This window comes from Streptomyces sp. NPDC127100, assembly GCF_042724095.1.
In the GTDB taxonomy this organism is placed as follows: Bacteria; Actinomycetota; Actinomycetes; order Streptomycetales; family Streptomycetaceae; genus Streptomyces.
Map to the genome: position 1 here is coordinate 1 of NZ_JBHXFL010000011.1, position 25,796 is coordinate 25,796.

20 protein-coding genes are annotated in these 25,796 nt (G+C 73.4%); 8 read left to right on the forward strand and 12 right to left on the reverse strand.

Annotated elements, in window-relative coordinates:
• Nucleotides 1–198: 198 nt before the first annotated feature.
• Nucleotides 199–1,644 carry an MFS transporter gene (locus tag ACFWJB_RS13585; RefSeq protein ID WP_386922256.1) on the reverse strand — a complete coding sequence of 482 codons (1,446 nt, stop codon included), beginning with the start codon at nucleotides 1,642–1,644 and terminating at the stop codon, nucleotides 199–201.
• Nucleotides 1,645–1,749: 105 nt separating this feature from the next.
• On the opposite strand from ACFWJB_RS13585, the gene dusB reads away from it, so the two are divergent.
• Entirely contained in the window at nucleotides 1,750–2,916 is a 1,167-nt protein-coding gene (gene dusB, locus ACFWJB_RS13590) for a tRNA dihydrouridine synthase DusB (RefSeq protein ID WP_386922258.1), read from the forward strand.
• 46 nt (nucleotides 2,917–2,962) lie between these two features.
• On the opposite strand, the gene ACFWJB_RS13595 is transcribed toward dusB, so the two are convergent.
• Nucleotides 2,963–4,885 (reverse strand): CDP-alcohol phosphatidyltransferase, encoded by a 1,923-nt coding sequence (locus tag ACFWJB_RS13595; protein WP_386922260.1) that lies wholly within the window; start codon nucleotides 4,883–4,885, stop codon nucleotides 2,963–2,965.
• A gap of 518 nt (nucleotides 4,886–5,403) precedes the next feature.
• Between ACFWJB_RS13595 and ppdK the strand changes: the two genes are divergently transcribed.
• The 3 genes from ppdK to ACFWJB_RS13610 all read left to right on the forward strand — a co-directional run bounded on the left by ppdK (nucleotide 5,404) and on the right by ACFWJB_RS13610 (nucleotide 10,982).
• The gene (gene ppdK / locus ACFWJB_RS13600; RefSeq protein WP_386922262.1) at nucleotides 5,404–8,151 is read left to right on the forward strand and encodes a pyruvate, phosphate dikinase; all 2,748 of its coding nucleotides are present in this window, start codon (nucleotides 5,404–5,406) and stop codon (nucleotides 8,149–8,151) included.
• 496 nt (nucleotides 8,152–8,647) lie between these two features.
• Entirely contained in the window at nucleotides 8,648–9,853 is a 1,206-nt protein-coding gene (locus ACFWJB_RS13605; protein ID WP_386922264.1) for an acyltransferase family protein, read from the forward strand.
• Between the two features lie 196 nt (nucleotides 9,854–10,049).
• On the forward strand, nucleotides 10,050–10,982 hold the full coding sequence (locus ACFWJB_RS13610) for an oxidoreductase (protein ID WP_386922266.1): 933 nt from the start codon (nucleotides 10,050–10,052) through the stop codon (nucleotides 10,980–10,982).
• A gap of 60 nt (nucleotides 10,983–11,042) precedes the next feature.
• On the opposite strand, the gene ACFWJB_RS13615 is transcribed toward ACFWJB_RS13610, so the two are convergent.
• The 5 genes from ACFWJB_RS13615 to ACFWJB_RS13635 all read right to left on the reverse strand — a co-directional run bounded on the left by ACFWJB_RS13615 (nucleotide 11,043) and on the right by ACFWJB_RS13635 (nucleotide 16,715).
• Entirely contained in the window at nucleotides 11,043–11,810 is a 768-nt protein-coding gene (locus ACFWJB_RS13615) for an SDR family NAD(P)-dependent oxidoreductase (protein ID WP_386922268.1), read from the reverse strand.
• Nucleotides 11,811–11,892: 82 nt separating this feature from the next.
• Nucleotides 11,893–12,477 (reverse strand): TetR/AcrR family transcriptional regulator, encoded by a 585-nt coding sequence (locus ACFWJB_RS13620; RefSeq protein WP_385463454.1) that lies wholly within the window; start codon nucleotides 12,475–12,477, stop codon nucleotides 11,893–11,895.
• A 46-nt stretch (nucleotides 12,478–12,523) separates the two neighbouring features.
• Nucleotides 12,524–12,889: a nitrite reductase small subunit NirD gene (nirD, locus tag ACFWJB_RS13625; protein WP_385463451.1), complete on the reverse strand. Its 366-nt coding sequence runs from the start codon at nucleotides 12,887–12,889 to the stop codon at nucleotides 12,524–12,526.
• Nucleotides 12,886–15,498, reverse strand: coding sequence for a nitrite reductase large subunit NirB (gene nirB, locus ACFWJB_RS13630; protein ID WP_385463448.1), 2,613 nt, complete (start codon nucleotides 15,496–15,498; stop codon nucleotides 12,886–12,888). The genes nirD and nirB overlap by 4 nt, the downstream gene beginning before the upstream one ends.
• Nucleotides 15,498–16,715 carry an NAD(P)/FAD-dependent oxidoreductase gene (locus tag ACFWJB_RS13635; RefSeq protein ID WP_385463445.1) on the reverse strand — a complete coding sequence of 406 codons (1,218 nt, stop codon included), beginning with the start codon at nucleotides 16,713–16,715 and terminating at the stop codon, nucleotides 15,498–15,500. Before ACFWJB_RS13635 ends, nirB begins: the two co-directional genes overlap by 1 nt.
• Before the next feature lie 222 nt (nucleotides 16,716–16,937).
• Here ACFWJB_RS13635 and ACFWJB_RS13640 point away from each other — a divergent pair, with 222 nt between their 5' ends.
• Nucleotides 16,938–17,720 carry a sulfite exporter TauE/SafE family protein gene (locus ACFWJB_RS13640; RefSeq protein WP_385463442.1) on the forward strand — a complete coding sequence of 261 codons (783 nt, stop codon included), beginning with the start codon at nucleotides 16,938–16,940 and terminating at the stop codon, nucleotides 17,718–17,720.
• Between the two features lie 84 nt (nucleotides 17,721–17,804).
• Here the strand turns inward: ACFWJB_RS13640 and ACFWJB_RS13645 are convergent, their stop codons facing one another.
• Nucleotides 17,805–18,695: an NAD(P)-dependent oxidoreductase gene (locus ACFWJB_RS13645; RefSeq protein WP_386922272.1), complete on the reverse strand. Its 891-nt coding sequence runs from the start codon at nucleotides 18,693–18,695 to the stop codon at nucleotides 17,805–17,807.
• 107 nt (nucleotides 18,696–18,802) lie between these two features.
• Between ACFWJB_RS13645 and ACFWJB_RS13650 the strand changes: the two genes are divergently transcribed.
• Complete coding sequence (locus ACFWJB_RS13650) at nucleotides 18,803–19,192, forward strand: winged helix-turn-helix transcriptional regulator (protein WP_386922274.1); 390 nt, start codon at nucleotides 18,803–18,805, stop codon at nucleotides 19,190–19,192.
• Here ACFWJB_RS13650 and ACFWJB_RS13655 read toward each other — a convergent pair.
• Both ACFWJB_RS13655 and ACFWJB_RS13660 read right to left on the reverse strand, forming a co-directional pair.
• On the reverse strand, nucleotides 19,130–19,750 hold the full coding sequence (locus ACFWJB_RS13655) for a class F sortase (RefSeq protein ID WP_386922276.1): 621 nt from the start codon (nucleotides 19,748–19,750) through the stop codon (nucleotides 19,130–19,132). The two genes, ACFWJB_RS13650 and ACFWJB_RS13655, sit on opposite strands and share 63 nt — an antisense overlap.
• 112 nt (nucleotides 19,751–19,862) lie before the next feature.
• Nucleotides 19,863–20,390 (reverse strand): hypothetical protein, encoded by a 528-nt coding sequence (locus ACFWJB_RS13660; protein ID WP_385463431.1) that lies wholly within the window; start codon nucleotides 20,388–20,390, stop codon nucleotides 19,863–19,865.
• Between the two features lie 292 nt (nucleotides 20,391–20,682).
• On the opposite strand from ACFWJB_RS13660, the gene ACFWJB_RS13665 reads away from it, so the two are divergent.
• Nucleotides 20,683–21,267, forward strand: coding sequence for an NADPH-dependent FMN reductase (locus ACFWJB_RS13665; protein ID WP_385463428.1), 585 nt, complete (start codon nucleotides 20,683–20,685; stop codon nucleotides 21,265–21,267).
• Nucleotides 21,268–21,411: 144 nt separating this feature from the next.
• Here ACFWJB_RS13665 and ACFWJB_RS13670 read toward each other — a convergent pair whose 3' ends face one another.
• Nucleotides 21,412–23,055, reverse strand: a complete 1,644-nt coding sequence (locus ACFWJB_RS13670) for a M4 family metallopeptidase (protein ID WP_386922278.1) — start codon at nucleotides 23,053–23,055, stop codon at nucleotides 21,412–21,414.
• A 134-nt stretch (nucleotides 23,056–23,189) separates the two neighbouring features.
• Here ACFWJB_RS13670 and ACFWJB_RS13675 point away from each other — a divergent pair, with 134 nt between their 5' ends.
• Nucleotides 23,190–23,618: a gamma-glutamylcyclotransferase family protein gene (locus tag ACFWJB_RS13675; RefSeq protein ID WP_386922280.1), complete on the forward strand. Its 429-nt coding sequence runs from the start codon at nucleotides 23,190–23,192 to the stop codon at nucleotides 23,616–23,618.
• A gap of 3 nt (nucleotides 23,619–23,621) precedes the next feature.
• Here ACFWJB_RS13675 and ACFWJB_RS13680 read toward each other — a convergent pair whose 3' ends face one another.
• Nucleotides 23,622–25,730, reverse strand: coding sequence for a molybdopterin oxidoreductase family protein (locus tag ACFWJB_RS13680; RefSeq protein ID WP_386922282.1), 2,109 nt, complete (start codon nucleotides 25,728–25,730; stop codon nucleotides 23,622–23,624).
• Nucleotides 25,731–25,796 lie beyond the last annotated feature (66 nt).

The window sequence follows — 25,796 nt, forward strand, 5'->3', positions numbered from 1 at the left end:
CCGCCCGGGGCGGCGCCGCCGCCCCGGGCGGGGGGGTCGGCCGCGCCGCCCTGTTTCTGGGGGGCGTGCCTTGGGGGCTGGTCGTGCGGTCCGCCGTGTTGCTGGGGGCGTGCCCCGGGGCTGGTCGCGCGGTTCCCCGCGCCCCTGGGGCGTGCCCTCCAGGGGCCGGTCGTGCGGGTGCCCGCGCCGCGGGGGGCGTCAGGCGTTCGTTCGTAGCGGCTGCCGTACCTCCGGTGCCTCGAGTTCCTCCGCCGTGCGCCGGGCCGTGCGGCGGGCCCAGCGCCCGGTCGTCACGGCGCCGAGGACCAGGACCGCCAGGCCGCAGGCGGCCAGGATCCACCAGCCGGGACGGGCGGCGGAGACGAACGCGGACCGGTACGACGACGCGCCCACGCCCGCCGCGAGCACCGCTCCGATCACCGCCACGCCCAGGGTCTGGCCGAGCTGGCGGCTGGTGGAGGCGACGGCGGCGGCCACGCCGGCCTGGGCCCGCGGCATGCCGGAGACGGCGGTGTTGGTGATGGGCGCGTTGACGAAGCCGAAGCCGACGCCGAACAGGACGTACCCGATGAAGAGGGTTACGTTCGACGTCTCCGCCTCGAAGGCGGCGAACAGGACACCGCTCACGGTCAGCGCGCCGCCCGCGATCAGCAGGGGCAGCCGCGGCCCCCGGCTGCCGACCAGCCGTCCGGACAGCGGGGCGCACAGGAAGGTCGGCACGGCCATCGGCAGCATCCACAGGCCGGCGTGCAGGGCGCTCAGTCCCCGCACGTTCTGCAGGTAGAGCGTGGACAGGAACAGGAAGCCGCCCAGCGCGGCGAAGGCGCTGATCGCCGTGACGGTGGCCCCGCTGAACGGCACCGACCGGAAGAAGCGCAGGTCGATGAGGGGTTCGGCGCGGCGCGGTTCGTAGCGCAGCAGGCCGAGGAGCGCGGCCAGCGCCAGTACGGCGTAGGGGAGCACGGAGAGGAACCCGGCGCTCGGTGCCTCGATGATCGCGTACGTCAGGGAGCCGAACAGCACGATCACCATCAGCTGGCCCAGCGGGTCGGGACGGCGGGCCCTGGGGGCGCGGGACTCGGGGACGAACCGCAGGGTGAGCAGGAGCGCGACGAGTCCCACCGGCAGGTTGACCCAGAAGATCGAGCGCCAGCCGACCGACTCCACCAGCAGCCCGCCCACCAGGGGCCCGGCGGCCATCGAGATGCCGACGACCGCGCCCCACACGCCGATCGCGCGGGCCCGCTCGCGTGCGTCGGTGAAGGTGTTGGTGATGATCGACATGGCGACCGGGTTGAGCATCGAACCGCCCACCGCCTGCACCATCCGGAACACCACCAGCGACGACAGGTCCGGCGCCAGCGAGCACAGCAGCGAGCCGGCGGTGAAGACGACCAGGCCGGTCATGAAGACGCGTCTCCGGCCGATCCGGTCGGCCGTGGAGCCGGCCAGCATCAGCAGCGCGGCCAGCACCAGCGTGTAGGCGTCGATCGTCCACTGGAGCCCCGACGTGCTCGCGTGCAGGTCACGCTGCATGGCGGGCAGGGCGACGTTCAGGATCGTGTTGTCGATGCTCACGATCAGCAGGCTCATGCAGCAGATGCCGAGCACGAGCAGGCGTCGGCGGTGGGTCAGCTCGGGCATGATCTCCATCGTACGCCGCTTCGATAGTGCGGTTAACTAATGACCGTTACATGATCTCGCGGCGGCGCAGGCCGAGCACCGCTCCGCGTGCGTGACAATGGAGGAATGTCCACGCCCACCACGCCCGCCCCCGCCACCGCGAAGCCGCCGTTGCAGATCGGCCCGCACACCGTCGCACCGCCCGTGGTGCTGGCGCCGATGGCCGGGATCACCAATGCGCCCTTCCGCACGCTGTGCCGGGAGTTCAGCGGCGGCAAGGGCCTGTTCGTGAGCGAGATGATCACGACCCGGGCGCTGGTCGAGCGCAACGAGAAGACCATGCAGCTGATCCACTTCGACGCGACCGAGAAGCCGCGCTCGATCCAGCTCTACGGTGTCGACCCCGCGACCGTCGGCAAGGCCGTCCGCATGATCGCGGAGGAGGACCTGGCCGACCACATCGACCTGAACTTCGGCTGCCCGGTGCCCAAGGTGACCCGCAAGGGCGGCGGCTCCGCCCTCCCGTACAAGCGCAACCTGCTGCGGGCCATCCTGCGCGAGGCCGTCAGCGGCGCCGGTGACCTGCCCGTCACCATCAAGATGCGCAAGGGCATCGACGACGACCACCTCACCTACCTCGACGCCGGCCGCATCGCCGTCGAGGAGGGCGTGACCGCGGTCGCCCTGCACGGCCGCACCACCGCCCAGCACTACGGCGGCACCGCCGACTGGGAGGCCATCGCCCGCCTCAAGGAGCACGTCCCGGAGATCCCGGTGCTCGGCAACGGCGACATCTGGTCCGCCGAGGACGCGCTGCGCATGGTCCGCGAGACCGGCTGCGACGGCGTCGTGGTCGGGCGCGGGTGCCTCGGACGCCCGTGGCTGTTCGCCGACCTGGTCGCCGCCTTCGAGGGGCGCACGGACGCCTTCGTCCGGCCGACGCTGCGCGAGGTCGCCGACGTGATGGTCCGGCACGCCACCCTGCTCGGCGAGTGGATCGGCGACGAGGCCCGCGGCGTGATCGACTTCCGCAAGCACGTGGCCTGGTACCTCAAGGGCTTCGCCGTCGGCTCCGAGATGCGCAAGCGCCTGGCGATCACCTCCTCGCTGGAGGCGCTGCGCGCCGGTCTCGAGGAGCTCGACCTCGACCAGCCCTGGCCCACCGGCGCCGACGGCCCCCGCGGCCGTACCTCCGGCAACAACCGGGTCGTCCTGCCGGACGGCTGGCTGAAGGACCCGTACGACTGCGCGGGCGTGGGCGAGGAAGCGGAACTCGACACCTCCGGCGGCTGATCGCGTCCGCCCCTGCCGCGTTCACCCCCGCGTCCACCCTCTGCGTTCACCCCTTGGACGGACGCGGGGTCGAGCCGTACGCCGTCAGGAAGCGGTCGCGGAAGGAGCTCATCCGCCACACCGGCGCGTCGTGGGCGGGCCGGAGGCCGTCGGTCCAGTTCCAGCCGTCGATCGCGCCGAGCACCTTCGGGTCCTTCGCGACGATCGAGACGGGCACGTCACGGCTCGCCCCGTCGCCGCTGACCCGCGCGATCGGCTGGTGGTCGCCGAGGAAGACCAGGACGGTGTCGTCGGTGCCGTAGCGCTCCAGCCACTGGGTGAGGCAGGTGACCGAGTACTGGATCGACCTGCCGTACTCCTCGCGGGACAGCGCGGAGTCGGCGATGACGTCCGCGGACTTGCGGCCCGCCGCCTCGATCCCGTCGAACACCGAGCCGTCGCCGAGCTCGTCCCAGCCGACCATCCTCGGGATCGGCGCCCACGGCTGGTGGCTGGAGGTCAGGATGATCTCGGCCATCAGCGGCTTGTCGCGCTTCCTGCCGTGCTCCAGCCGCTGGAACGCCTCCAGCGCGTACTGGTCCGGCATGGTCGACCAGCTGAACTTCGGCCCCTCGTACCCGAGCCGGTGGGCGTCGTAGACCTTGTCCAGCCCGTGGAAGCGGGCCTCCGGCCAGGTCTTCTGCACGCCGGGCATGATGCCGACCGTGTCCCAGGCGCCCGTGTCGCCGAACATCGCGGTCAGCGTGCGGTGGCCGCCCGACGTCACCGTGCGGTAGCGCTGCTGGTTGTCCACCCACAGGCCGGACAGGAAGGTGGAGTGGCCCAGCCAGCTCCCGGCGCCGTACGTGGGCGAGGTCAGCCAGCCGCTCCTCGCCCGGTAGCCCGCCGCGGCCAGCGCCTTCGTGCTCGCGTCGAGCGTCCGGTCCACGCCCGGGGCCATGGCCGGGTCCTCGACCGCGCTGCGGCCGTAGCTCTCGATGAAGGCGAAGACCATGTCCTTGCCGCGCAGGTCCGGCACCAGCTCCTCGCCGGGCGTGGCCCCGAAGGCGTCGGCCTTCGCCTCCCTGGCGAAGGCCGCCTCGTCCCGCACCGTGTCCACCACCCGCTCGGTCTGCGCCCTGAGGGCGTGGGCGGCCCGGCCGGAGACGAGCGGCATGCCGAAGGCCTGCAGACCGAGGACCGAGCAGGTGATCCACACGGCGCCGGCGGCCAGCACCCCGCGCGTCGCCCGGTCCCGGTGCGCGGCCAGCAGATCACCCAGGCGGACCGTCGCCAGGACCGTGCACACCAGCAGGGCGAGCGCGAGCGCGACGGCGCCCAGGGCGGCCAGGGTCGCCACCGTCCCGCCCAGCGAGTCCGCCACGTACGCGCGGGCGTCGTCGAGCAGGCCCCAGTCGAGCACGACGTTGAAGCCGCGGCCCAGGTACTCGCCGAAGCCCATGTCCAGCAGGTTCAGCAGGGTCAGTACGCCGAGGCACCCGCCGCACAGCACGGCCACGACCCGCCGGGGCCGCCGTGGCAGGCCCAGCAGGACGGCGGCGCCGACGACCGCCTCGCCGGGTATCTGCGCGAAGCGGTTCGGCTCCAGGGCGACGTAGGTGTTCGGCAGGAGCAGCGCGGCGAGGACGAGGGCGGCGGCCAGGACCGTGGTGGTCCGGCGGAGGACGCGCGCGGGGACGGGATGGCGGGTGCGCCAGGCGCGCCAGTGGGCGAGGCGGGCGGCGAGGGGGCGGCCGGGTGCGGGTGCTGCCGCATCTCCGGCGCCGGGCCGCGGGGCGGGTCCGGGCGCCGGCCCCGCGGCGGCTCCCGGTGCCGCCTCCGCCGTCTCCGCGGTGTCTGTGCCTGTGTCTGTGTCTGTGTCTGTGTCTTTGCCTGCGGCTGTGCTGGTGCTGGCGTCCGGGTCCGGGCCTGTGGCGGCGGCGTCGGCGGCCGTGTGCGGTGGCCGGTGGAAGCGCGTGAAGACAGGCACCCGAAGGTCCTTCCCTGTGGAACCCGGTGGACGGCGGACCCGGTGTGGGGGCCCGGGTCCGCCGCACTGACGTACGTCCCGCGCCCGGGATGCGTTCAGCCCGGCGCGACCGCGCCCCGGACGGCGTCCCGGAACGACGTCCGCATGGTGAAATCCGGCGGGCTGTGGCAGCGTGATTCTCGCCACCTCTGATAGCGACAGTGCTCAGATGAGCGGATCTTGACCGAGTCCACTTCTCCAAACGGTGGCACTGAGTGCCATCCCATGATCGTTCATCGATCGAACTCAGACGAAGAGAATGGCGCTCAAGTGAGCGATGTGCCGGGTCGACGGGAGGTCATTCGTTCAAGAAGTGAAAACACAGACCGCCGCTCGCTTGCCAAGCTTTGACTTTCAATCCGCTGGCGGACGAGTGGTTACAGGCGCATGACGCACAAGTGGACGTACCCAGGTGCCTTCGATCTGGGTACATTCCTCGCCGTCAGGGCAGCCACCGCGTCCTCGAGGAGTCGAGACCCGTGTCGGAAAACAAAGAACCCCAGGTAGCCGAGCAGGGCACCGGCGTTGAGGGCGTGAAGTTCGTCTACGACTTCACCGAGGGCAACAAGGACCTCAAGGACCTCCTCGGTGGCAAGGGCGCCAACCTCGCCGAGATGACCAACCTGGGCCTTCCGGTCCCTCCCGGCTTCACCATCACCACCGAGGCCTGCAAGACCTACCTCGACAGCGGCGAGGAGCCGGCGGCACTGCGTGACGAGGTGAGTGCGCACCTCGACGCCCTCGAGGCGAAGATGGGCAAGAAGCTCGGCCAGGCCGACGACCCCCTCCTCGTGTCGGTCCGCTCCGGAGCCAAGTTCTCCATGCCCGGCATGATGGACACCGTCCTCAACATCGGCCTCTCCGACAAGTCGGTGCAGGGCCTGGCCAAGCAGGCCGGCGACGACCGCTTCGCGTGGGACTCCTACCGCCGCCTGATCCAGATGTTCGGCAAGACCGTCCTCGGCGTCGACGGCGACCTCTTCGAGGAGGCGCTGGAGAAGGCCAAGGCGGCCAAGAAGGTCACGGTCGACACCGAGCTCGAGGCCGCGGACCTGAAGAAGCTGGTCGCCACCTTCAAGAAGATCGTCAAGAAGGAGGCCGGCCGGGACTTCCCGCAGGACCCGCGCGAGCAGATGGACCTCGCCATCAAGGCGGTCTTCGACTCCTGGAACGGCGAGCGCGCCAAGCTCTACCGCCGCCAGGAGCGCATCCCGCACGACCTCGGCACCGCCGTCAACGTCTGCTCCATGGTCTTCGGCAACCTCGGACCCGACTCCGGCACCGGCGTCGCCTTCACCCGCGACCCCGCCTCCGGCCACCAGGGCGTCTACGGCGACTACCTGCAGAACGCCCAGGGCGAGGACGTCGTCGCGGGCATCCGCAACACCGTGCCGCTCGCGGAGCTGGAGCAGATCGACAAGAAGTCGTACGACCAGCTGATGCAGATCATGGAGACGCTGGAGAACCACTACCTGGACCTGTGCGACATCGAGTTCACGATCGAGCGCGGCCAGCTGTGGATGCTCCAGACCCGCGTCGGCAAGCGCACCGCGGGCGCGGCCTTCCGCATCGCCACCCAGCTCGTGGACCAGGGCCTGATCGACGAGGCCGAGGCGCTCTCCCGCGTCAACGGCGCCCAGCTCGCCCAGCTGATGTTCCCGCGCTTCGACGAGAGCGCCAAGGTCGAGAAGGTCGGCAGGGGCATCGCGGCCTCGCCGGGCGCGGCGGTCGGCAAGGCCGTCTTCGACTCCTACACCGCCGTGAAGTGGTCCCGTTCCGGTGAGAAGGTCATCCTCGTCCGCCGCGAGACCAACCCCGACGACCTGGACGGCATGATCGCCGCCGAGGGCATCCTGACCTCGCGCGGCGGCAAGACCTCCCACGCGGCCGTCGTCGCGCGCGGCATGGGCAAGACCTGTGTCTGCGGCGCGGAGGAGCTGGAGGTCGACACCAAGCGCCGCCGGATGACCGTGCCCGGCGGGCACGTCGTCGAGGAGGGCGACGTGATCTCGATCGACGGCTCGTCCGGCAAGGTCTACCTGGGCGAGGTCCCGGTGGTCCCGTCCCCGGTCGTGGAGTACTTCGAGGGCCGCATGCACCCGGGCGCCGACGACGCCGACGAGCTGGTCGAGGCCGTGCACCGCATGATGGCCTTCGCCGACCGCAAGCGCCGGCTGCGGGTGCGCGCCAACGCCGACAACGCCGAGGACGCGCTGCGCGCCCGCCGCTTCGGCGCCCAGGGCATCGGCCTGTGCCGCACCGAGCACATGTTCCTCGGCGACCGGCGCGAGCTGGTCGAGCGGCTGATCCTGGCCGACACCGAGGCCGAGCGCGAGGAGTCCCTCAAGGAGCTGCTGCCGCTGCAGAAGCAGGACTTCGTCCAGCTCTTCGAGTCGATGGACGGACTGCCGGTCACCGTCCGCCTGCTGGACCCGCCGCTGCACGAGTTCCTGCCCGACATCACCGAGCTGTCGGTCCGCGTCGCCCTCGCCGAGTCCCGTCAGGAACCGCACGAGAACGAGCTGCGCCTGCTCCAGGCCGTGCACCGGCTGCACGAGCAGAACCCGATGCTGGGTCTGCGCGGCGTCCGCCTCGGCCTGGTCATCCCCGGCCTGTTCACCATGCAGGTCCGTGCGATCGCCGAGGCCGCGGCCGAGCGCAAGGCGGCCAAGGGCGACCCGCGCGCCGAGATCATGATCCCGCTGGTGGGCACCGTCCAGGAGCTGGAGCTCGTCCGCGACGAGGCCGACCAGGTCATCGCCGAGGTCGAGGCGGCCACCGGCGCGAAGCTCAAGCTGTCGATCGGCACCATGATCGAGCTGCCGCGGGCCGCGCTGACCGCCGCCCAGATCGCCGAGGCCGCGGAGTTCTTCTCCTTCGGCACCAACGACCTGACGCAGACCGTGTGGGGCTTCAGCCGCGACGACGTGGAGGCCAGCTTCTTCACGGCCTACCTGGAGAAGGGCATCTTCGGCGTCTCCCCGTTCGAGACGATCGACAAGGACGGCGTCGGCTCGCTCGTCGCCGCCGCCGCCAAGGCCGGCCGCGCGACCCGCCCCGACCTGAAGCTCGGCGTCTGCGGTGAGCACGGCGGCGACCCGGAGTCGGTCCACTTCTTCCACGAGGTGGGGCTGGACTACGTCTCCTGCTCGCCGTTCCGCATCCCGGTCGCCCGGCTCGAGGCCGGCCGCGCGGCCGTCACCTCGCAGGGCAGCGACCACCGCTGACCCCGCGCGGGGCACAGGACCCCGGAGCCGCCGTCTGTCACCCGACCACCCTCACCGATCGGCGGCGGCTCCGGATCACGAGAGGGGGCGGCACCCTTGTGCGGGGGTGCCGCCCTTTCGTGCGTCGTCCTCCGGGAGGGAGCCGGCGTTCGCTCGGCTCCGTCGTCACCCGGGCCGGGGCGCCGCCGCGGTCACGCTGCCCGCGACGCAGACCAGTGACGCCACCGGGCGATCGGCAGGCCCGGCGCGCCGCGGACGCCCGAGCAGGGCGCCGCGATCGCCATCCCGCCGTACTGAGACTCCGCGAAGGGGAGCCGCCTGCCGCGCGGTGGGGTGCCGCCCCGGGCGTTCTCGCTGTTCACTGTGCGAGGGCTGTGTCCGTGTTGTGACTCTTCTTTCAAAGTCGCACCACAACCATCGGGTTCACCCGTTGGTCATCTGCACGATGGTCCTACACCCCTGACAGTAATGAGACGACACCGGAAATGGCGGACGGATGTCCCAGACGGAGCAGTCAAGGCCGGTCGACAAGGCCGTGGAGCACGATCGTGGCGAGGTGGTGACGCCGGAAGTGGTGCCGCCCGCCGCGGGCGCGCGCGTGGACGTCCCGGCCGGGCCGGTCGTCCGCGGCAACCGGCTCGCCGCGCTGGACGGGCTGCGGTTCCTGGCGGCCCTGGCCGTGGTGCTCTTCCACTTCATCGGGCAGACCCCAGGGGCCATGATCCACGTCTGGGGCCGCCCTTACCAGGAGACGTTCCCCGACGTGCACGGCTACTTCGCCTTCGGGCGGCTGGGCGTCGACCTGTTCTTCCTGATCAGCGGCTTCGTCATCTGCATGAGCGCGTGGGGGCGCACCCCGCGTGACTTCTTCATCTCCCGTGTCACCCGCCTGTACCCCATGTACTGGGTGGCGATAGCGGTGGCGGTGACCGTCATCTACCTCTTCGACACCCCCTTCGGGCACCCCAACCCGCGGGTCGTCTTCGCCAACCTGACGATGCTCCAGACCCCGCTCGGCGTGGACAACCTCGACTCGGTCTACTGGACGCTCTGGCCGGAGCTGTGCTTCTACCTCACCTTCGTGGTGGTGGTGTGGAAGGGGCTCACCTATCAGCGCGTGGTCATCTTCTGCGGACTGTGGACGGTCGCCGCGGTGCTGGCGCCCAGCGCCCACATCCCCCTGCTCACCCTGCTGGTGAACCCCACGTCCGCGCCGTTCTTCATCGCGGGCATGGCCTTCTACCTCATGTACCGCTACCGGCCGACGCCGCTGCTGTGGGGCATCGTCGCCATGTCGTGGCTGCTGGCCCTCCACTTCCTGCTGGCGCCGCGCGGTGGCCGCAACAACTGGGAGACGTGGACGCCGTGGCGCGGCTGGCTGGTCCTGGTGACCACGGTGTTCTTCCTGCTGATCGCGGTGATCGCGCTCGGCTGGACCAGCAGGATCCGCTGGCGGGGACTGACGGTCGCGGGGACGCTGACCTTCCCGCTCTACCTGCTCCACGACGTCATCGGCATGTCCGTCGCCCACCGCTTCGGCGAACGGGTCGACCCCTGGGCCCTCGTCGGCGCCACCGTGGCCGGCCTGATCCTGCTGTCGTACGTCATGCAGCGGTTCGTGGAACGGCCGATCGCGCTGGCCATGCGGCGGCTGCTGAGCAGCGCCGAGTTCAGTCTGCAGCCACCGAAGCCACGCCGCTGAGCGCGCGGGGCGGGGCCGGGGGCGACGCGACCCCGGCCCCGCCCGCCGTTTCCGGAGCCGGTCAGCCGGCGCCCGCGCACGGCCAGGAGAGGACCGCCGGGCGAGGAACGTGACGTGACCGGACGGTGACTTTCCGTTCCTGGGGTGCCTGCGCGTACGGTGGGACGAGGTCCGGGAGATCGGGAAGGAGCCGTCGATGGCCGGCTGGAGCGCGCGCGACATCCCCGATCAGGACGGGCGGACCGCCGTCGTCACCGGGGCCAACAGCGGGCTCGGGTACGTGGTCGCGCGGGAGCTGGCGCGCAAGGGGGCGCGGGTCGTGCTCGCGTGCCGCGACGAGGGGCGGGCCCGGGCGGCCCTGGAGCGGCTGACCGGCGAGGTGCCGGACGCCGACGCGGAGACGGCGCGGCTCGACCTCGGTGACCTCACCTCCGTACGGAAGTTCGCGAGCGCGCTGCCGTACGGGCGGATCGACCTGCTGGTCAACAACGCCGGGGTGATGGCGCTGCCCCACGGCACGACGGCGGACGGGTTCGAGACGCACTTCGGCGTCAACCACCTGGGGCACTTCGCCCTGACCGGACTGCTGATGCCGGCGCTGCTCGCCGCGCCGGACGCCCGGGTCGTCACCGTCTCCAGCATGCTGCACGCGCTGGCCGACATCGACCCGCGCGACCTCAACAACGTGCGGCGGTACGGGCGGTGGACGGCCTACGCCCGCTCGAAGTCCGCCAACCTGCTGTTCACGCACGAACTGGCGCGCCGGCTGGCGGCGCGGGACGGCGGCCCGCGCGTGACGGCCGCCGCCGCCCACCCCGGGTACGCGGCGACCAACCTCCAGACCGCCGGGCCGCGCGCCGAGGGGCGGCGGGTCGCCGAGCGCCTGATGCTGCTCACCAACCTGGCCGTCGCCCAGCCTGCCGAGGCGGGCTCGCTGCCCGTCCTGTACGCGGCCACCGCGCCCGCCGTGGCCCCCGACTCCTTCACCGGCCCGTCCTTCGCGATGTGGCGCGGGGCGCCCGCACCGTCCTGGCGGGCACCCCGGACCCGGGACGACGCGATGGGGGAGCGGCTCTGGTCCGCCTCCGAACGCCTGACGGGGGTCACCTACGAGGCGCTGCGCACCTGAGCGCGGTGCGGACCGGTCGGAAACGGACCGCGCGTGACACGGGCCCCGGCGCGGGGCGGGTCAGGCGGTCTGTCCGCCGTCCACGACCAGCTCCGTGCCCACCACCGAGGCCGCGTCGTCCGACGCCAGGTACAGCACGGCCGCGGCGACCTCGGCCGTGGCGGAGACCCGGCCGAGCGGCACCTCGTCCCGCATGCGCTCCGCCCGCCCGGTCTCCGTCTCGCCCGGCCGCAGGGACATGGAGGTCGCCGTGGCACCCGGGCTGACGGCGTTGACGCGGACGCCGTCGGCGATGTGGTCCAGGGCGGCGCCCCGGGTGAGCACCGAGACCGCCGCCTTGGTGGCGGCGTAGGCGGCGGCGCCCGGGCTGCGCTTGTGCACGCCGAAGGTCGAGGCGACGTTCACGATCGCCCCGCCGGCCGGCTGGGTGCGCATGTGGCGGATCTCCGCCTGGAGGGCGAGGAAGACGCCGGTGACGTTGATGTCGAGCTGCGTGTGCCAGTCCTCCTCGGCCAGGTCGGCCAGCGGGACTCCGCCGCGGAAGACGCCCGCGTTGTTCACCGCCACGTCCAGCGAGCCGAAGTGGTCCACGGCCGCGTCCACGACGGCCCGCACGTCCCCGGCCCTGGACACGTCGGCGGCGACGGCCAGCGCCTTGCCGCCCGCCTCCTCGATCAGGGCCACCGTTTCGTCGAGCGGCTCCCGCCCACGCCCGGCGACGACGACGTTCGCGCCCTCCCGGGCGAAGGCGAGGGCGACGGCCCGTCCGATGCCGGAGCCGGCGCCGGTGACGAGGGCGGTCCTGCCGGTGAAGCGCTGGGTGGTCATGAATCTCCCCTTTTCTTGACCGATCGGTTCATTATGAGGACGTGCGAGACACCCCTCCGGAGAGAGGTGCCCCGGTCGTGCCTCAGTCGAGCAGCGCGAGGGCCTGTTCCGCCGCGTCCCGCACCCGCGCCGGGTCCTGCGAGGCCTTGCCGACCACCCGCAGTCCCTGGAGCAGGACGAGCAGCATGCGGGCGAGGGCGAGCGGGTCGCGGCCGGCGGGCAGTTCGCCCTGGGCCCGGGCCCGGGTCAGGGCCGCGTGCAGCACCGTCTCGAGCCGGTCCCAGTTGCGCTCGACCCGCCGCGCGGCGACCGGGTCGTGCGGGGCCAGCTCGGCGGCCGTGTTGGTGACGAAGCAGCCGCGCCCCCGCTCGTCCTCGGCGGTCGCCTCGGCGGCGTAGCGCCGCACCAGGGACCGCACGCCCGGCAGGGCGGGGCCCGGGCGGGCCAGCTCCTCCAGCAGCTCCGGGAGCAGCCCCTGCTCGTAGCGCTCCAGTGCCTTCAGGTACAGCTCGCGCTTGTTGCCGAAGGTCGCGTAGATGCTGGCGCGCCCGACGCCGAGGTGCTCCACGAGGTCGGACATCGACGTCGCCTCGTAGCCGCGCCGCCAGAACAGCTCCAGGGCTGCCCCGAGCGCGGCGTCCGGATCGAACTCCTTGGTCCTGGCCACGCGACGCAGCCTAGGTCTTTCCGAAACGATCGGTCAAGAAAGTGGGTCAGGCAGCTCGTACCTCGTACGTCGCCACCCGCACCGTCTCGTCGTCCAGGCACTGCCCGGTCGTGAGGTCGAAGCGCTGCTTGAGCAGCGGGGAGGCGACGAAGGGGCGGCCCCGGTGACTGCCGGTCAGGCCGCGGGAGAGGACGGCCGCGCCGGTGAACGGGTCGCGGTTGTCGATGGCGTACAGCCCGCCGTCGCGGTCGCGGAACAGGGCCACCTGCCCGCCGTCCGGCAGCAGGGCCGCCACGCCGCGGCCGGGGAGCAGGGCGCCCAGGTCGCAGGCCGTGAACCAGTCGTCCGTCAGCCGCAGCCGGACCTTCGGGCCGGTGGTCTCGGGTGCCAGGGTCTCGGGTGCCAGGGTCATCGCCGGGTGCTTCCTTCCAGGAGGTCGTCTTCCGAGGGGCGTCGCCTGCCGATGGACAGCAGCGGCAGGTCGGGCTTCATCTGGTCGCGTTCGGGCACGAAGCCGACGACCGGGTCGGGCGTGTCCGGCGCGTTGACGAAGGACACGAACCGGGCCAGCTTCTCGGGGTCGTTCACGGTCTCGGCCCACTCGTCGCGGTAGTGGGACACGTGCGCCCGCATCAGGGACTCCAGCTCGTCGCAGATGCCGAGCGAGTCGTGCACCACCACGTCCCGGACGTGGTCCAGGCCGCCGGGGATGCGCTCCAGCCAGGTGGAGGTGCGCTCCAGCCGGTCGGCGGTGCGGATGTAGAACATCAGGAACCGGTCGATCAGGCGCACCAGTTCGGCGTCGGAGAGGTCCTGCGCCAGCAGGTCCGCGTGGCGCGGGGTGGCGCCGCCGTTGCCGCCGACGTAGAGGTTCCAGCCGTTGGACGTGGCGATCACGCCGAAGTCCTTCGACTGCGCCTCCGCGCACTCGCGGGCGCAGCCCGACACCGCCGACTTGAGCTTGTGCGGGGACCTGAGCCCCCGGTAGCGCAGCTCCAGGTCGATCGCCATCCGCACCGAGTCCTGGACGCCGTAGCGGCACCAGGTCCGCCCCACGCAGGACTTCACGGTGCGCAGCGACTTGCCGTACGCGTGCCCCGACTCGAAGCCGGCGTCCACCAGCCGGGCCCAGATCAGCGGCAGCTGCTCGACCCGGGCGCCGAACATGTCGATGCGCTGACCGCCGGTGATCTTCGTGTAGAGCCCGAAGTCGCGGGCGATCTCGCCGATGACGATGAGCTTCTCCGGCGCGATCTCGCCGCCGGGGATGCGCGGCACGACCGAGTACGAGCCGTTGCGCTGGAGGTTGGCCAGGAAGTGGTCGTTGGTGTCCTGCAGGGCCGCCTGCTCGCCCTCCAGGACGTAGCCGCTCGCGCCGATCGCCGGGGCGAGGGAGGCGATGACCGAGCCGACCGCCGGCTTGCAGACCTCGCAGCCCTCGCCGCCCCGGGCCTCCTCGCGGCCGTGCCGGTCCAGGAGGTCCCGGTAGGAGGTGATCCGCAGGGCGCGGACGATCTCGTACAGCTCCTCGCGGGTCTGCGCGAAGCAGCCGCACAGGCCCTTGTCGACCTCGACGCCGCTCGCCTCCAGCTCGGCGGTGACGAGCTGGCCGAGCACCTTGACGCAGGAGCCGCAGCCGGTGCCGGCCCGGGTGCACTTCTTCACCTCGGGCACCGTCGTGCAGGAGTGCTCCGTCACCGCGCCGCGGATCGTGCCCTTGGTGACGTTGTGGCAGGAGCAGATCACCGCGTCGTCGGGAAGCGCGGACGGGCCGAGCCGGTCCGGGGCGCCGGCGCCGGCCGGCAGCACGAGGGACTCGGGGGAGACCGGGGGGACCGAGCCGGTGAAGGCGCGCAGCGTGCCGTAGGCCTCCGCGTCGCCGACCAGGATGCCGCCGAGGAGGGTGCCGTCGCGGCCGACGACCAGCTTTTTGTACAGGCCGGCGCGGGAGTCGGAGTAGACGACGTCCAGGCACCCCTCGGCGGTCCCGTGGGCGTCGCCGAAGGACGCCACGTCCACGCCGAGCAGCTTCAGCTTGGTGGACAGGTCGGCGCCCGTGAACGCCGCCTCGTCCCGGGCGATGGCCGCGGCGGCCGTCTCGGCCTGCTCGTACCCCGGGGCCACCAGCCCGTAGACCCGGCCGTCGGCGGCCAGCGCGCACTCGCCGATCGCGAAGACGTGCGGGTCGGTGAGGGTCCGGCACTGCTCGTCGACGCCGATGCCGCCGCGTTCGCCGACCGCCAGTCCGCAGTCGCGGGCCAGCTGGTCGCGGGGGCGGACGCCGGCGCTGAACACCACCAGGTCGGTGGCGAGCTCGGAGCCGTCGGACAGCCTCATGCCGATGACGGCGCCGTCGTCGCCGGTCAGGACCTCCTGCGTGCCGACGCCCGTGTGGACGGAGAGGCCCATCCCCTCGATGGTGCGCAGCAGCGCGGCGCCGCCGCCCTCGTCGACCTGCACCGGCATCAGCCGCGGCGCGAACTCCACGATGTGCGGGACGAGCCCGAGCCCCTGGAGCGCGCCCGCCGCCTCCAGACCGAGCAGCCCGCCGCCGACCACCGCGCCGGTCGTCGCGTCCTTCGCGTACTCCTCGATGGCGAGGAGGTCCTCGATCGTGCGGTAGACGAAGCAGCCCTCGGCGTCCTTGCCGGGGACCGGCGGGACGAAGGGGTAGGAGCCGGTGGCCAGGACCAGGACGTCGTAGTCGACGGCCAGCCCCGAGCGGGCGGTCACCCGGCGGGTCTCGCGGTCGACGGTCTCGGCCGGGTCGCCGACGTGCAGTTCGATGCCGTGCCGGGCGATGAAGTCCGGGTCGGTCAGCGACAGGTCCTCGGGGGACTTCCCCGAGAAGTAGGAGGTGAGCTGCACCCGGTCGTACGCCGGGCGCGGCTCCTCGCACAGCACGACCACGCGGTGCGTGGCGGTCAGGCCGCGCTCGGCGAGCGCCTCGAGGAAGCGCTGGCCGACCATGCCGTGGCCGACGAGCACAATGGTGGGGGTGGGCCCCGGGGTGGCGGTCATCAGGAGCCTCCGTCGTTGGTGAGCAGGTGGAGCAGGGGGCCGCCGTCGGACGGGAGCGGCTCTGCTCCCTCCCAGGCGCGCGCGAGCGCGCCGACGGTGCCGAGTTCGCCGACCAGGACCCCGCCGATCAGCCGGTCGTCGCGGACGACGACCTTGCGGTAGGTGCCCCGGGTGGCGTCGGCGAGCCGCACGACGTCGTCCCCGGGGCGGGGGTCGGTCTCGCCGAACGCGGCGAGGTCGAGGGGGCCGTCCGGCCCGGTGAGGGTGAGCCGGGTCAGGGACCGGGTGCCGGTGTAGCGGGCGGCGCGGTCGCCGGCCAGCAGCGCGGCCAGCGCGCCGGCCTGTTCGAGGGCGGGCGCGGCCAGTCCGTACACCGTGCCCGCGTGCTCGGCGCAGTCGCCGACGGCACGGATGTGCGGGTCGGAGGTGCGCAGCTCGTCGTCGACGACCACGCCCTTCGCGACGTCCAGTCCGGCCGCCCGCGCGAGACCCGCCCGGGGCCGGACCCCGCAGGCCAGGACCACCAGGTCGGTGCCGAGGGTGTACCCGTCGGACATCTCGACCGACCGCACCGCCCCGCCGGCCGAGCGCACGTCCCGGACCCGGCACTCGGTGTGCACCTCGACACCGAGCTCCTCCAGACGGCGCCGGACGAGCGCGGAGGCGGCCGGGTCGAGCTGGCGTTCCATGAGCCGCTCGGACTGCTGGGCGAGGACGACCTGCGCGCCGCGCACGGCCAGCGCACGGGCGGCGGACACCCCGAGCAGGCCCCCGCCGACGACGACCGCCCGCACTCCGGGCCGCACCGCCTTGGACAGGGCCAGGCAGTCGTCCATGGTGCGGAACGCGTGCACGCCCTCGGGCAGCTCGCGGTCCGGGGTGAACAGGCCGCGCAACGGCGGCAGTACGGCGTTGGAGCCGGTGGCCAGGACCAGCGTGCCGTACGCGATCACCGAGCCGTCGGCGCAGCGCACCGTCCGCCCGGCCCTGTCGATGCCGGTGACCCGGGCGCGGGTCAGCTCCGCGGGCGCCGGCAGGGCGGTCACCTCGGGTCCGAACCGGCCGGCGAGCACCTCCGCGAGCAGTACGCGGTTGTACGGGCGGTGCTCCTCGTCGCCGACCACCAGGGCGGGCGTGCCGAGCTCACCGAGCCGCCGGGCGAGCGTCACACCCGCGAGCCCGGCGCCGATCACCACCACACGCGCATTCGAGGTCATGGCGACGAGCGTGCGACGCGGGTGTTACCCGGCCGCATCCCCGCTGTTTCCCACCGGGAACGCTGCCCTCAGCGGGGGCGGGGGAGGGGTGTGAGGGGCGGCGGGCCCGCCGCAGTTCCCCCGGCGGGCCCGCGGAAATTCCCCCGGCGGGCCCGCCGGGGAACCTCAGAAGTCCCTCATCTCGATGGACTGCACATCCATCCCGGTCCTAGGGTCGCGATCATGCCCGACATATCGCTGACCATGGTCGTTCTGCTGTGCCTCGCCGCCCTCGCGGCCGGGTGGGTCGACGCCGTGGTCGGCGGCGGCGGACTCCTGCTCCTGCCGGTGCTGCTGCTCGGCCTGCCCGCCGGGACCCCCGCCGCGCACGCCCTGGGCACCAACAAGGCGGTCGCGATCGTCGGCACCACGGGCGCCGCGGTGACCTACGCCCGCAAGGCGCCCGTGGACGTCCGCACGGCCGTGCGCATCGGGCTGGCGGCCCTCGCCGGGTCCTCCGGCGGGGCCTTCTTCGCCGCCGGCATGAGCACGGAGGTGCTCAAGCCGGTGATCATGGTGGTGCTGCTCGCCGTCGCGGCCTTCGTGATCCTGCGCCCCGCCTTCGGCACCGCCCCGGCCGCCGGCCCGGCCACCCGCCGCCAGGTCCTCGCCGCGATCGGCCTCGCGGGTCTCGGCATCGGCTTCTACGACGGCCTGATCGGCCCCGGCACCGGCACCTTCCTGGTCCTGGCGCTCACCGCCGTCCTGCACCTGGACCTGGTGACGGCCTCCGCCACCGCCAAGATCGTCAACTGCTGCACCAACGCGGGCGCCCTGGCCACCTTCGCCTGGCAGGGCGCGGTGCTGTGGCAGCTCGCCGCCCTGATGGCCGTCTTCAACCTCGCCGGCGGCATGTTCGGCGCGCACACGGCGCTGAAGAAGGGCAGCGGCTTCGTCCGCGTCGTCCTGCTGACGGTCGTCTTCGCCCTGGTGGCGAACCTGGCCTACGAGCAGTGGCTGGCCTAGGGTCCGTCGTTCGGATCAGGCCGGCTGAAAGAGACGGTGCCTCTGGGCCGGCCCGCGACGCCGGCATGGTCCGAACGACGGGCCCTAACCGCGCAGGGCCAGCAGTTCCACCACGCCGGTCGTGTCCTCCTCCCCGTGCCCCCCGGCGAGCCGTCGCTCCAGCAGCGCCATGTACGGGGTCAGCAGCTCCGCGCTCACTCCCTGTTCCGCGGCCGTGCTCAGCAGCGTCGCGTTGGCCGCCACCTGCATCGCGAGGTTGGAGACGACGTCCTTGCCGTAGTCGCCGCTCGCCAGTTGGTCGGCGGTCTTGTGCACCGAGCCGGACATCGCGCCCAGCCACGACGCCAGCAGCGGCGCGAAGTCCTTCGGCGCGATCTCCTCGGGACGGATCAGCGCGAAGGCGTGCGCGATGCCCGCGAACATGCCGCTCATCGCGCTCAGCAGGGCCACGTCGTGCAGCGCCGCGAAGCCCGCGTCCTCGCCGACGAAGCGGGTGCCGGCCGGGACGGCGAGGGTGTCGCGGTGCTCCTCGAAAAGGGCGGGGGAGCCGCTGTAGAAGACGTAGCCGCCCGAGCCGGGGTCCCCGATCATCGGCGGTACGGCCATGATCCCGCCGTCCAGGAAACGGGCCCCGCGCGCCGTCGCCCACGCGGCGCGGGCGCGGCCCTCGCCGGGCGTCCCGGTGGTGAGGTTCACCAGGTCCCGCCCGGTCAGGTCGGCCGCGTCGAGGGCTTCGCCGACCGAGGCGTCGTCCAGCAGGCAGACGATCACCAGGCGGTTGGCGGCCACCGCCGCCGCGGCGCTCGGGGCGACCGCCGCGCCGTCGGCGGCCAGGGCCTCGGCGCGGGCGGGGGTGCGGTTCCAGACGGTCACGGGGTGGCCGGCGGCGAGCCAGGCGCGGACGAGGGCGGCGCCCATGGCGCCGGCGCCGAGGACGGTGAGCGGAATACGAGGGGCGGTTGTCTTGTCAGTCATGACGATCAGCCTCCGCCGAGGCCGGGGCCCGCTCAAGTACGCACTTTTTAGTGGGTGGTTACCTCGGGGGAAGCATGCAGCCGGCGGGCAGGGACAGGGGGACGGGCATGGGGACGGCACGGCGGCCGGGGGCGTACGTCTGCGGGGTCGACGCGGCGATGGACGTCATCGGCGGCAAGTGGAAGGTGCTGATCCTGTGGGCGCTCGGGGAGGGGACGTGCCGCTTCGGCGCCCTGCGCCGCGAGCTGCCCGGCGTGACGGAGAAGGTGCTCGCCGCGCAGCTGCGGGAGCTGGAGGCCGACGGCATCGTGCACCGCGAGGAGTACGGCGAGGTGCCGCCGCGCGTCGAGTACTCGCTGACCGCCCGGGGCGTCGCCCTCAACGAGGCGCTGGCGCCGCTCGGCGCGTGGGGCAGGGCGAACGTCCTGAACGCCTCACCGGCTGCCGGTGAGGTGCGCGAAGACGACCACGTTCCCCTGGTACCCGGTCCCGCGTGAGTAGCCGCCGCCGCAGGTGATGACGCGCAGCTCGGGCCGGTCCGCCGCCCCGTACACCCGCTCGTCGGGGAAGTCCGTCGCCGCGTACACCTCCACCGCGTCCACGGTGAACACCGCGACGCCGCCGTCGCGCCGGTCGACCTCGATGGCGGCGCCCTTCACCAGGGCGCCGAGCCGGTAGAAGACGGCGGGCCCCTCGGCGTTGTCGACGTGCCCGGCGACGATCGCGGTACCCGTCTCGCCGGGCGTCGTGCCCGCCTCGTACCAGCCGGCGAGGTTCGTCCGCTCGGCGGGCGGGACGTCCAGGCTGCCCGTCGGCGTCAGGCCGAGACCGGTCAGCGGGGCGTCCACGCCGATCGCCGGGATGCGCACGCGGTCGGGCGGGGAGGGCGGCAGCGCCGGCGCGGCGGGCGCCTCCCGGGCCCGCGCCGAGCCGGCCTGCGCGGCCGACGGCTGCGGCGGGGCCCCGTCCGCCGCGCCGCCGCCGAGGAGATACGCCCCGGAACAGAGGGCGGCCGCGGTGACGACGGCTATCGCGGTGTTGCCGACCCTGCGCATGACGACCACTCTCCCTCGGGGGATCCCCGGCCCCCTCCGGGCCGCGAGGGGCATCGGACCCGGAGGGGGCGGGGAAGTGCGGTACCGGCGGACGGGCAGCGGAGGGTGCCCGTCAGATCCCGTCGCCTCTCGCCCGGCGATGCAGGAGCCAGGTACCGCCCGCGGCGGCGACGGCGAGAGCCGCAACGCCGGCCGCGGTCTGCACGGGATCGGGGCCAAGAGCGCCGCCGACCCCCGTCTTGACGCTTCCTCGCGGGTACACCTGCTCGCGGGCGGCGGTCAGCGTGACGACCAGGTCGCCCGTCACCCGGCGGCCGCTCCGGGCGCAGACGGCGACGATCTCGTACGTCCCCGGCTGCGCGCTCGGCGGCACGTCGAACCGCCCGGTCACCTCGCCCCCGGGCGTGTCCGGTGCCAGCGGGAACCGGCCCGCGCCCACCGCGTCGGCGTCACCCGTCGCGGAGCCGTCGTCGTCGCACGCCGAGGTGGTCACGACGGCCTCCTCGCCGGGCACGACCGAGGAGGGGAACACCTCCAGTCGGCCGGTGGCCTCGTCGCCGGAGTACGCGGGCGCGGTGGCGAGACCCGCGGCCGCGACGGCGAGCGCGGTACCGGTCAGCAGGCGGGCGGTGCGTCGCATCGGTGCTCCTTCGAGCTCTTCGGTGGCCCTGCCCTACCGAGGAAAGTGGCACCGGACGCGCCCCGCTCCCCGAGCGCGCCCCGCGACTGCGGCGAACGGGTGGCACCGGAGGGTCCGCCGGGTCCGTCCATGATCACGTCCCCGCAGGTCACCGCGGCGGTGCGGGCCGGCGGCGGAAAAGATCCGGAAGGGTGCGCGGCGGGCGTGTGAACGGGTGACCGGGCTGTTCGCCGCGGGGCGCCGCGGAAACGGGCTTGACCTCGAGCAAAGTTGAGGTACCAGGGTGTTCCGCATGACCACACAGACCGCTCCCCTGCACGTGACCCTGCTCGTCGGCAGCAACCGCCACGGCCGCTTCGGCCCCGTCGTCGCCGACTGGCTCCTGGACCACCTCCGCGAACGCGACGACCTGGTCCCCGAGGTCGTGGACGTCGCGGCGACCGACCTGCCCACGGACCTCGCCCGGACCCCGGAGGCGACCGCCGCACTGGCGGGGGTCACCCCGAAACTGGCGGGTGCCGACGCGTTCGTCGTCCTGACCCCGGAGTACAACCACTCGTTCCCGGCGGGCCTGAAGAACCTCGTCGACTGGCACTACGGCGAGTGGCGGGCCAAGCCCGTCGGCCTCGTCTCCTACGGCGGCCTCGCCGGTGGCCTGCGCGCCGTGGAGCACCTGCGTCAGGTCTTCGCCGAACTGCACGCCGTGACGGTCCGCGACACGGTCTCCTTCCACAACGCGGGCGCGGCCTTCGACGACGCGGGCACGCTCAGGGACCCGGCCGGTCCGGACGCGGCGGCGAAGACCATGCTGGACCAACTGGTGTGGTGGGGCCGGGCCCTGCGCGAGGCGAGGGAGAAGAGCCCCTACGGCGCCTGACCCCGGGCGGCCCACGTCCCGCGCCTGCCCGTCAACCCGCGACCCCGTCCGTGTCGACCACCGGCGATCCGAACGAACTGACACGGCACGGCGGCCGGCCCCCCCCGGGGAGGGTGCCGGCCGCCGTGCGGTGCCGACGGGCCGTCAGCCCACGTTCACCGCGCTCCACGCCGCGCCGACCGCGGCGTACTCGGTGCTGCCGGCGCCGTACAGCTCCTCGGCCGCGCTCAGGGTGGCGGCCCGCGCCCCCGCGTAGTCCGTGGAGGAGGTCATGTGCACCGTCAGCGCCCGGTACCAGATGGCGCCGAGCTTGTCCCGGCCGATCCCCGTCACCGTGGAGCCGTCGCAGGTCGGGGAGTCGTAGGCGACCCCGCCCAGGGTCCGCGGGCCGCTGCCCTCGGCCAGCAGGTACGCGAAGTGGTTCGCGACGCCGGACGAGTAGTGCACGTCGAGATCGTCGACCGAGTCGCTCCAGCAGTCCGCCGAGGCGCCGTCCCTGCTCGGCCGGTCCATGAAGCGCAGGGCGCCGCGCCCGAAGCCGGAGCGGACTACCTTCTCGCCGATCAGGTAGTCACCGGCGTCGGCGGGGTTGCCCGCGTACCACTCCACCAGCGTGCCGAAGATGTCGGAGGTGGCCTCGTTCAGGCCGCCGGACTCGCCCGAGTACGTCAGCGCCGCCGTCGACGACGTCACCCCGTGCGACATCTCGTGCCCGGCGACGTCCAGCGACACCAGCGGCCCGAAGGTCGTCCCGTCACCGTCGCCGTACGTCATGCAGAAGCAGGTGTCGTCCCAGAAGGCGTTGTTGTACCGGGTGCCGTAGTGCACCCGGTTGGAGGAGCCCTTGCCGTCACCCGCGATGCCGGTCCGCCCGTGGACGTTCCGGTAGTAGTCCCACGTCACGTCGGTGCCGTACTGCGCGTCCACCGCGGCGGAGGCGCGGTCGGCGGTCGTGCCCGTTCCCCAGTGGTTGTCGGCGTCGGTGAACACCGCCGAGGGCGCCCGGCTGAGACAGATGGTCAGGACGCACAGGTCGGTCTGGTTCGCCGCGTCGCCCGTGTACGTGCCGCCGCGCGTCGCGTCCTTGAGCTGGTACGCCGACCCCGACCGCGTCGTCTCCAGCGGCACCGTGCCGCCGTACAGCGACCGGCCGTCGCCGGAGACCGACTCGATGGTGTCCCAGGCGTCGATGCGGGAGCCCGTGCGCGCGTCGGTCAGCACCGTGCGCGCGACCGGGTTGCCCAGCGAGTCCAGCGCCACCGCGTTCGTGCGCCAGGCCAGCTTCGGGGCGCCGTGCAGGGCGTCGACGACCAGCTCGGGCTTGGCGGTGAGCCGCTTCAGGAGCTCGCCCGGGTTGGCGGCGCGCAGCGCGTCCGCCGCCAGGCCGGCGGCCCGGGGCGCGGACAGCTTCGGCGTGACGGTGGACAGGGAGAGGGACGTCCGCGTCGCGCGGTCGGCGCCGCGGTAGTCGCCGCCGGGGGACAGGTGGACGACGAAGTCGCCGCCGAGCACGGGCAGTTCGTGGTAGGTGCGGTCGTAGCGGACGTGCTGGGTGCCGTCCTCGTCGACGACGACGTCACGTACCCGCGTGTCCTGGGCCCCCGTCAGGCCCAGGCTCACGGCGTGGTCCGCGAGGGCCGCCGCCGCGTTGTCGAGGGCGGCGGCGGGGGTCGGCCGGCCGGCGGCACCCGCGGTGGGGACGAGAGCGGCGACCAGGAGGGACGCGGCGGTGACGGCGATGCCGCCCGTGACGGGAAGGGAACCTCTGACGCGCCGTATTCGGCTCATCGATCTCCTCGGGACAGGCGCTTCCGGCGCGTGGGGCGCTGGTGGCGCATGGGGGGCTCTGGTGCTGAATCGGATTCAAGAGCCCGCCGGATGTCATGTCCATAGCGCTCGCGTGGAGATCATGAGGGGAGAGAATGACCCTCGTGGACACCGAGCGACGGCCCTTCTTCGTCTACGGGACGCTCCGTCCCGGCGGCGCCCATCACGCCCGCTTCCTCGGCGGCCGCACCCGGGCCGTGGAGCCGGCCCGCCTCACCGGCGCCACGCTGTACTCCGGCCCGGGCTACCCCTGGGCCGTGGAAGCTCCGGACGGCACGGTGCGGGGCGACCTCGTCATCCCTGTGCCGGAGGCGTACGACGACGTGCTGGCCGCCCTCGACCGGCTGGAGGAGTACGTGCCGGGCGACCCGGGCAACCTGTACGACCGCGTGGCCAGGGACGTCGTCCGGGACGCCGACGGGACGCCCGTGCGCGCCTGGGTGTACGTCGCCGCCCCGGCCGTCGCCGCCCGGCTGCGGGCGCGCGGCGTCCCGGTCCCCGGCGGCGACTGGCGGGTCCGGTGAGTGCTACGCCACCGTTTCCACCCGCACCGCGCACACCTTGAACTCCGGCATCCGCGAGGTCGGGTCCAGGGCCGGGTTGGTCAGGGTGTTGGCGCGGCCCTCTCCGGGCCAGTGGAAGGGCATGAACACGGTGTCGGGGCGGATGCCGGTGGTGATGCGGGCCGGTGCCACCGCCCGGCCCCGCCGGGAGACGACGGCCAGCGGATCGCCCTCGGCCGCCCCCAGCCGCGCCGCGAGCCTCGGGTGCAGCTCCACGAAGGGTCCGGGCGCGGCGGCGTTCAGCTCGGCCACGCGCCGGGTCTGCGCACCGGACTGGTACTGCGACACGACCCGCCCCGTGGTCAGCAGCACGGGGTACTCGTCGTCGGGCTCCTCGGCGCTCGGGCGGTGCGAGACGGGGACGAAGCGGGCCCGGCCGTCGTCGGTGGCGAAGCGCTCCAGGAAGAGGCGGGGGCTGCCCGGGTGCGGCTCCGCCCCGGCCGTGTCCGGCGGGGGCGCCGCACACGGCCAGAACACGCCGCTCTCCTCGGCAAGCCGCCGGTAGCTGATCCCCGAGTAGTCCGCGGGCCCGCCCGCGCTCGCCCGGCGCAGCTCCTCGAAGACCTCCTCCGGATCGGTCGGGAAGCCCTTCTCCAGACCCCGCTCCGCCCCGAGCCGCCCGGCCAGCCCGTGCAGCACCTCCAGATCGCCGCGCACCCCGTCCGGCGGCGTCACCGCGCGCCGCCGCAGCAGCACCCGGCCCTCCAGGCTGGTCGTGGTGCCCGTCTCCTCCGCCCACTGCGTCACCGGCAGGACGACGTCCGCCAGCGCCGCCGTCTCCGACAGCACCACGTCGCACACGGCCAGGAAGTCCAGCGAGCGCAGCCGCCCCTCGACGTGTGCCGCGCGCGGCGCCGACACCACCGGGTTGGAGCCCATCACCAGCAGCGACCTGATGTCCGTGCCCAGCGCGTCCAGCAACTCGTAGGCGCTGCGCCCCGGCCCCGGCAGCGAGTCCGGGTCCACGCCCCACACCCCGGCGACATGCCGCCGCGCCGCCGGGTCGGTCAGCTTGCGGTAGCCCGGCAACTGGTCGGCCTTCTGCCCGTGTTCGCGTCCGCCCTGCCCGTTGCCCTGCCCGGTCAGGCAGCCGTAGCCCGACAGGGGCCGCCCGGCCCGCCCGGTCGCCAGGCACAGGTTGATCCACGCGCCCACCGTGTCCGTGCCCTTGGCCTGCTGCTCGGGCCCGCGCGCGGTGAGCACCATCGCCGCCCGAGGCGCGCAGAACAGCCGCACCGCCTCCCGCAGTTCGGGGACGGACACCCCCGTGATCCGCTCCACGTACTCCGGCCAGTGCGCCATCGCCGCCGCCCGCGCCTCCTCCCAGCCCGCCGTGCGCTCCTCGACGTAGCGCTCGTCGACCCGCCCCTCGGCGACGACCAGGTGCAGCAGGCCCAGCGCCAGCGCCAGGTCGGTGCCCGGCCTCGGCGCCAGGTGCAGATCGGCCTGCTCGGCGGTCCTCGTGCGGCGCGGATCGACGACGATCAGCGTGCCGCCGTTCTCGCGCAGCTCGTGGAAGTACCGCATCGACGGCGGCATCGTCTCCGCCGGGTTCGAGCCGACGAGGATCACGCACCCGGTCCGCGGGATGTCCTCCAGCGGGAACGGCAGCCCCCGGTCCAGCCCGAACGCCCGCGTGCCGGCCGCCGCCGCCGACGACATGCAGAACCGCCCGTTGTAGTCGATCTGCGAGGTCCCCAGCACCACCCGGGCGAACTTGCCCAGCGCGTAGGCCTTCTCGTTCGTCAGCCCGCCCCCGCCGAACACCCCGAGCGCGTCCGCGCCGTGCTCCTCGCGCGTGCGCGCCAGGTTCCCGGCGATCCGGTCCAGCGCCTCGTCCCACGACGCCGGCACCAGCGCGCCGGCACCGTCCCGGACCAGCGGAGAGGTCAGGCGGACCGCCGACGCGAGCACCGCCGGCGCCGTCCGGCCCTTGCCGCACAGCGCGCCCCGGTTCACCGGGAAGTCCGCCCGCTCGGTCACCTCGACGCTCCCGTCGGCGGCGGGCGTCAGATTCATCCCGCACTGCAGCGCGCAGTACGGGCAGTGCGTGGGCGTCGGGGTGCTCTGCATGCCGTCCAGCGTGCGTCGCCCGTGTTACGCGACCGGGCGGCCGATTGTTACGCCGCCGGGACGGTG

What these genes read in the sequence shown, in the direction of transcription:
- ACFWJB_RS13655 (WP_386922276.1), bottom strand. Translation starts at nt 19,750, where the DNA reads ATGCGCAGGGTCGGCAACACCGCGATAGCCGTCGTCACCGCGGCCGCC.
- dusB (WP_386922258.1), top strand. Translation starts at nt 1,750, where the DNA reads ATGTCCACGCCCACCACGCCCGCCCCCGCCACCGCGAAGCCGCCGTTG.
- ACFWJB_RS13670 (WP_386922278.1), bottom strand. Translation starts at nt 23,055, where the DNA reads ATGAGCCGAATACGGCGCGTCAGAGGTTCCCTTCCCGTCACGGGCGGC.
- nirD (WP_385463451.1), bottom strand. Translation starts at nt 12,889, where the DNA reads ATGACCCTGGCACCCGAGACCCTGGCACCCGAGACCACCGGCCCGAAG.
- ACFWJB_RS13635 (WP_385463445.1), bottom strand. Translation starts at nt 16,715, where the DNA reads ATGACCTCGAATGCGCGTGTGGTGGTGATCGGCGCCGGGCTCGCGGGT.
- nirB (WP_385463448.1), bottom strand. Translation starts at nt 15,498, where the DNA reads ATGACCGCCACCCCGGGGCCCACCCCCACCATTGTGCTCGTCGGCCAC.
- ACFWJB_RS13650 (WP_386922274.1), top strand. Translation starts at nt 18,803, where the DNA reads ATGGGGACGGCACGGCGGCCGGGGGCGTACGTCTGCGGGGTCGACGCG.
- ACFWJB_RS13615 (WP_386922268.1), bottom strand. Translation starts at nt 11,810, where the DNA reads ATGACCACCCAGCGCTTCACCGGCAGGACCGCCCTCGTCACCGGCGCC.
- ACFWJB_RS13660 (WP_385463431.1), bottom strand. Translation starts at nt 20,390, where the DNA reads ATGCGACGCACCGCCCGCCTGCTGACCGGTACCGCGCTCGCCGTCGCG.
- ACFWJB_RS13645 (WP_386922272.1), bottom strand. Translation starts at nt 18,695, where the DNA reads ATGACTGACAAGACAACCGCCCCTCGTATTCCGCTCACCGTCCTCGGC.
- ACFWJB_RS13610 (WP_386922266.1), top strand. Translation starts at nt 10,050, where the DNA reads ATGGCCGGCTGGAGCGCGCGCGACATCCCCGATCAGGACGGGCGGACC.
- ACFWJB_RS13605 (WP_386922264.1), top strand. Translation starts at nt 8,648, where the DNA reads ATGTCCCAGACGGAGCAGTCAAGGCCGGTCGACAAGGCCGTGGAGCAC.
- ACFWJB_RS13585 (WP_386922256.1), bottom strand. Translation starts at nt 1,644, where the DNA reads ATGCCCGAGCTGACCCACCGCCGACGCCTGCTCGTGCTCGGCATCTGC.
- ACFWJB_RS13665 (WP_385463428.1), top strand. Translation starts at nt 20,683, where the DNA reads ATGACCACACAGACCGCTCCCCTGCACGTGACCCTGCTCGTCGGCAGC.
- ACFWJB_RS13675 (WP_386922280.1), top strand. Translation starts at nt 23,190, where the DNA reads ATGACCCTCGTGGACACCGAGCGACGGCCCTTCTTCGTCTACGGGACG.
- ACFWJB_RS13640 (WP_385463442.1), top strand. Translation starts at nt 16,938, where the DNA reads ATGCCCGACATATCGCTGACCATGGTCGTTCTGCTGTGCCTCGCCGCC.
- ACFWJB_RS13680 (WP_386922282.1), bottom strand. Translation starts at nt 25,730, where the DNA reads ATGCAGAGCACCCCGACGCCCACGCACTGCCCGTACTGCGCGCTGCAG.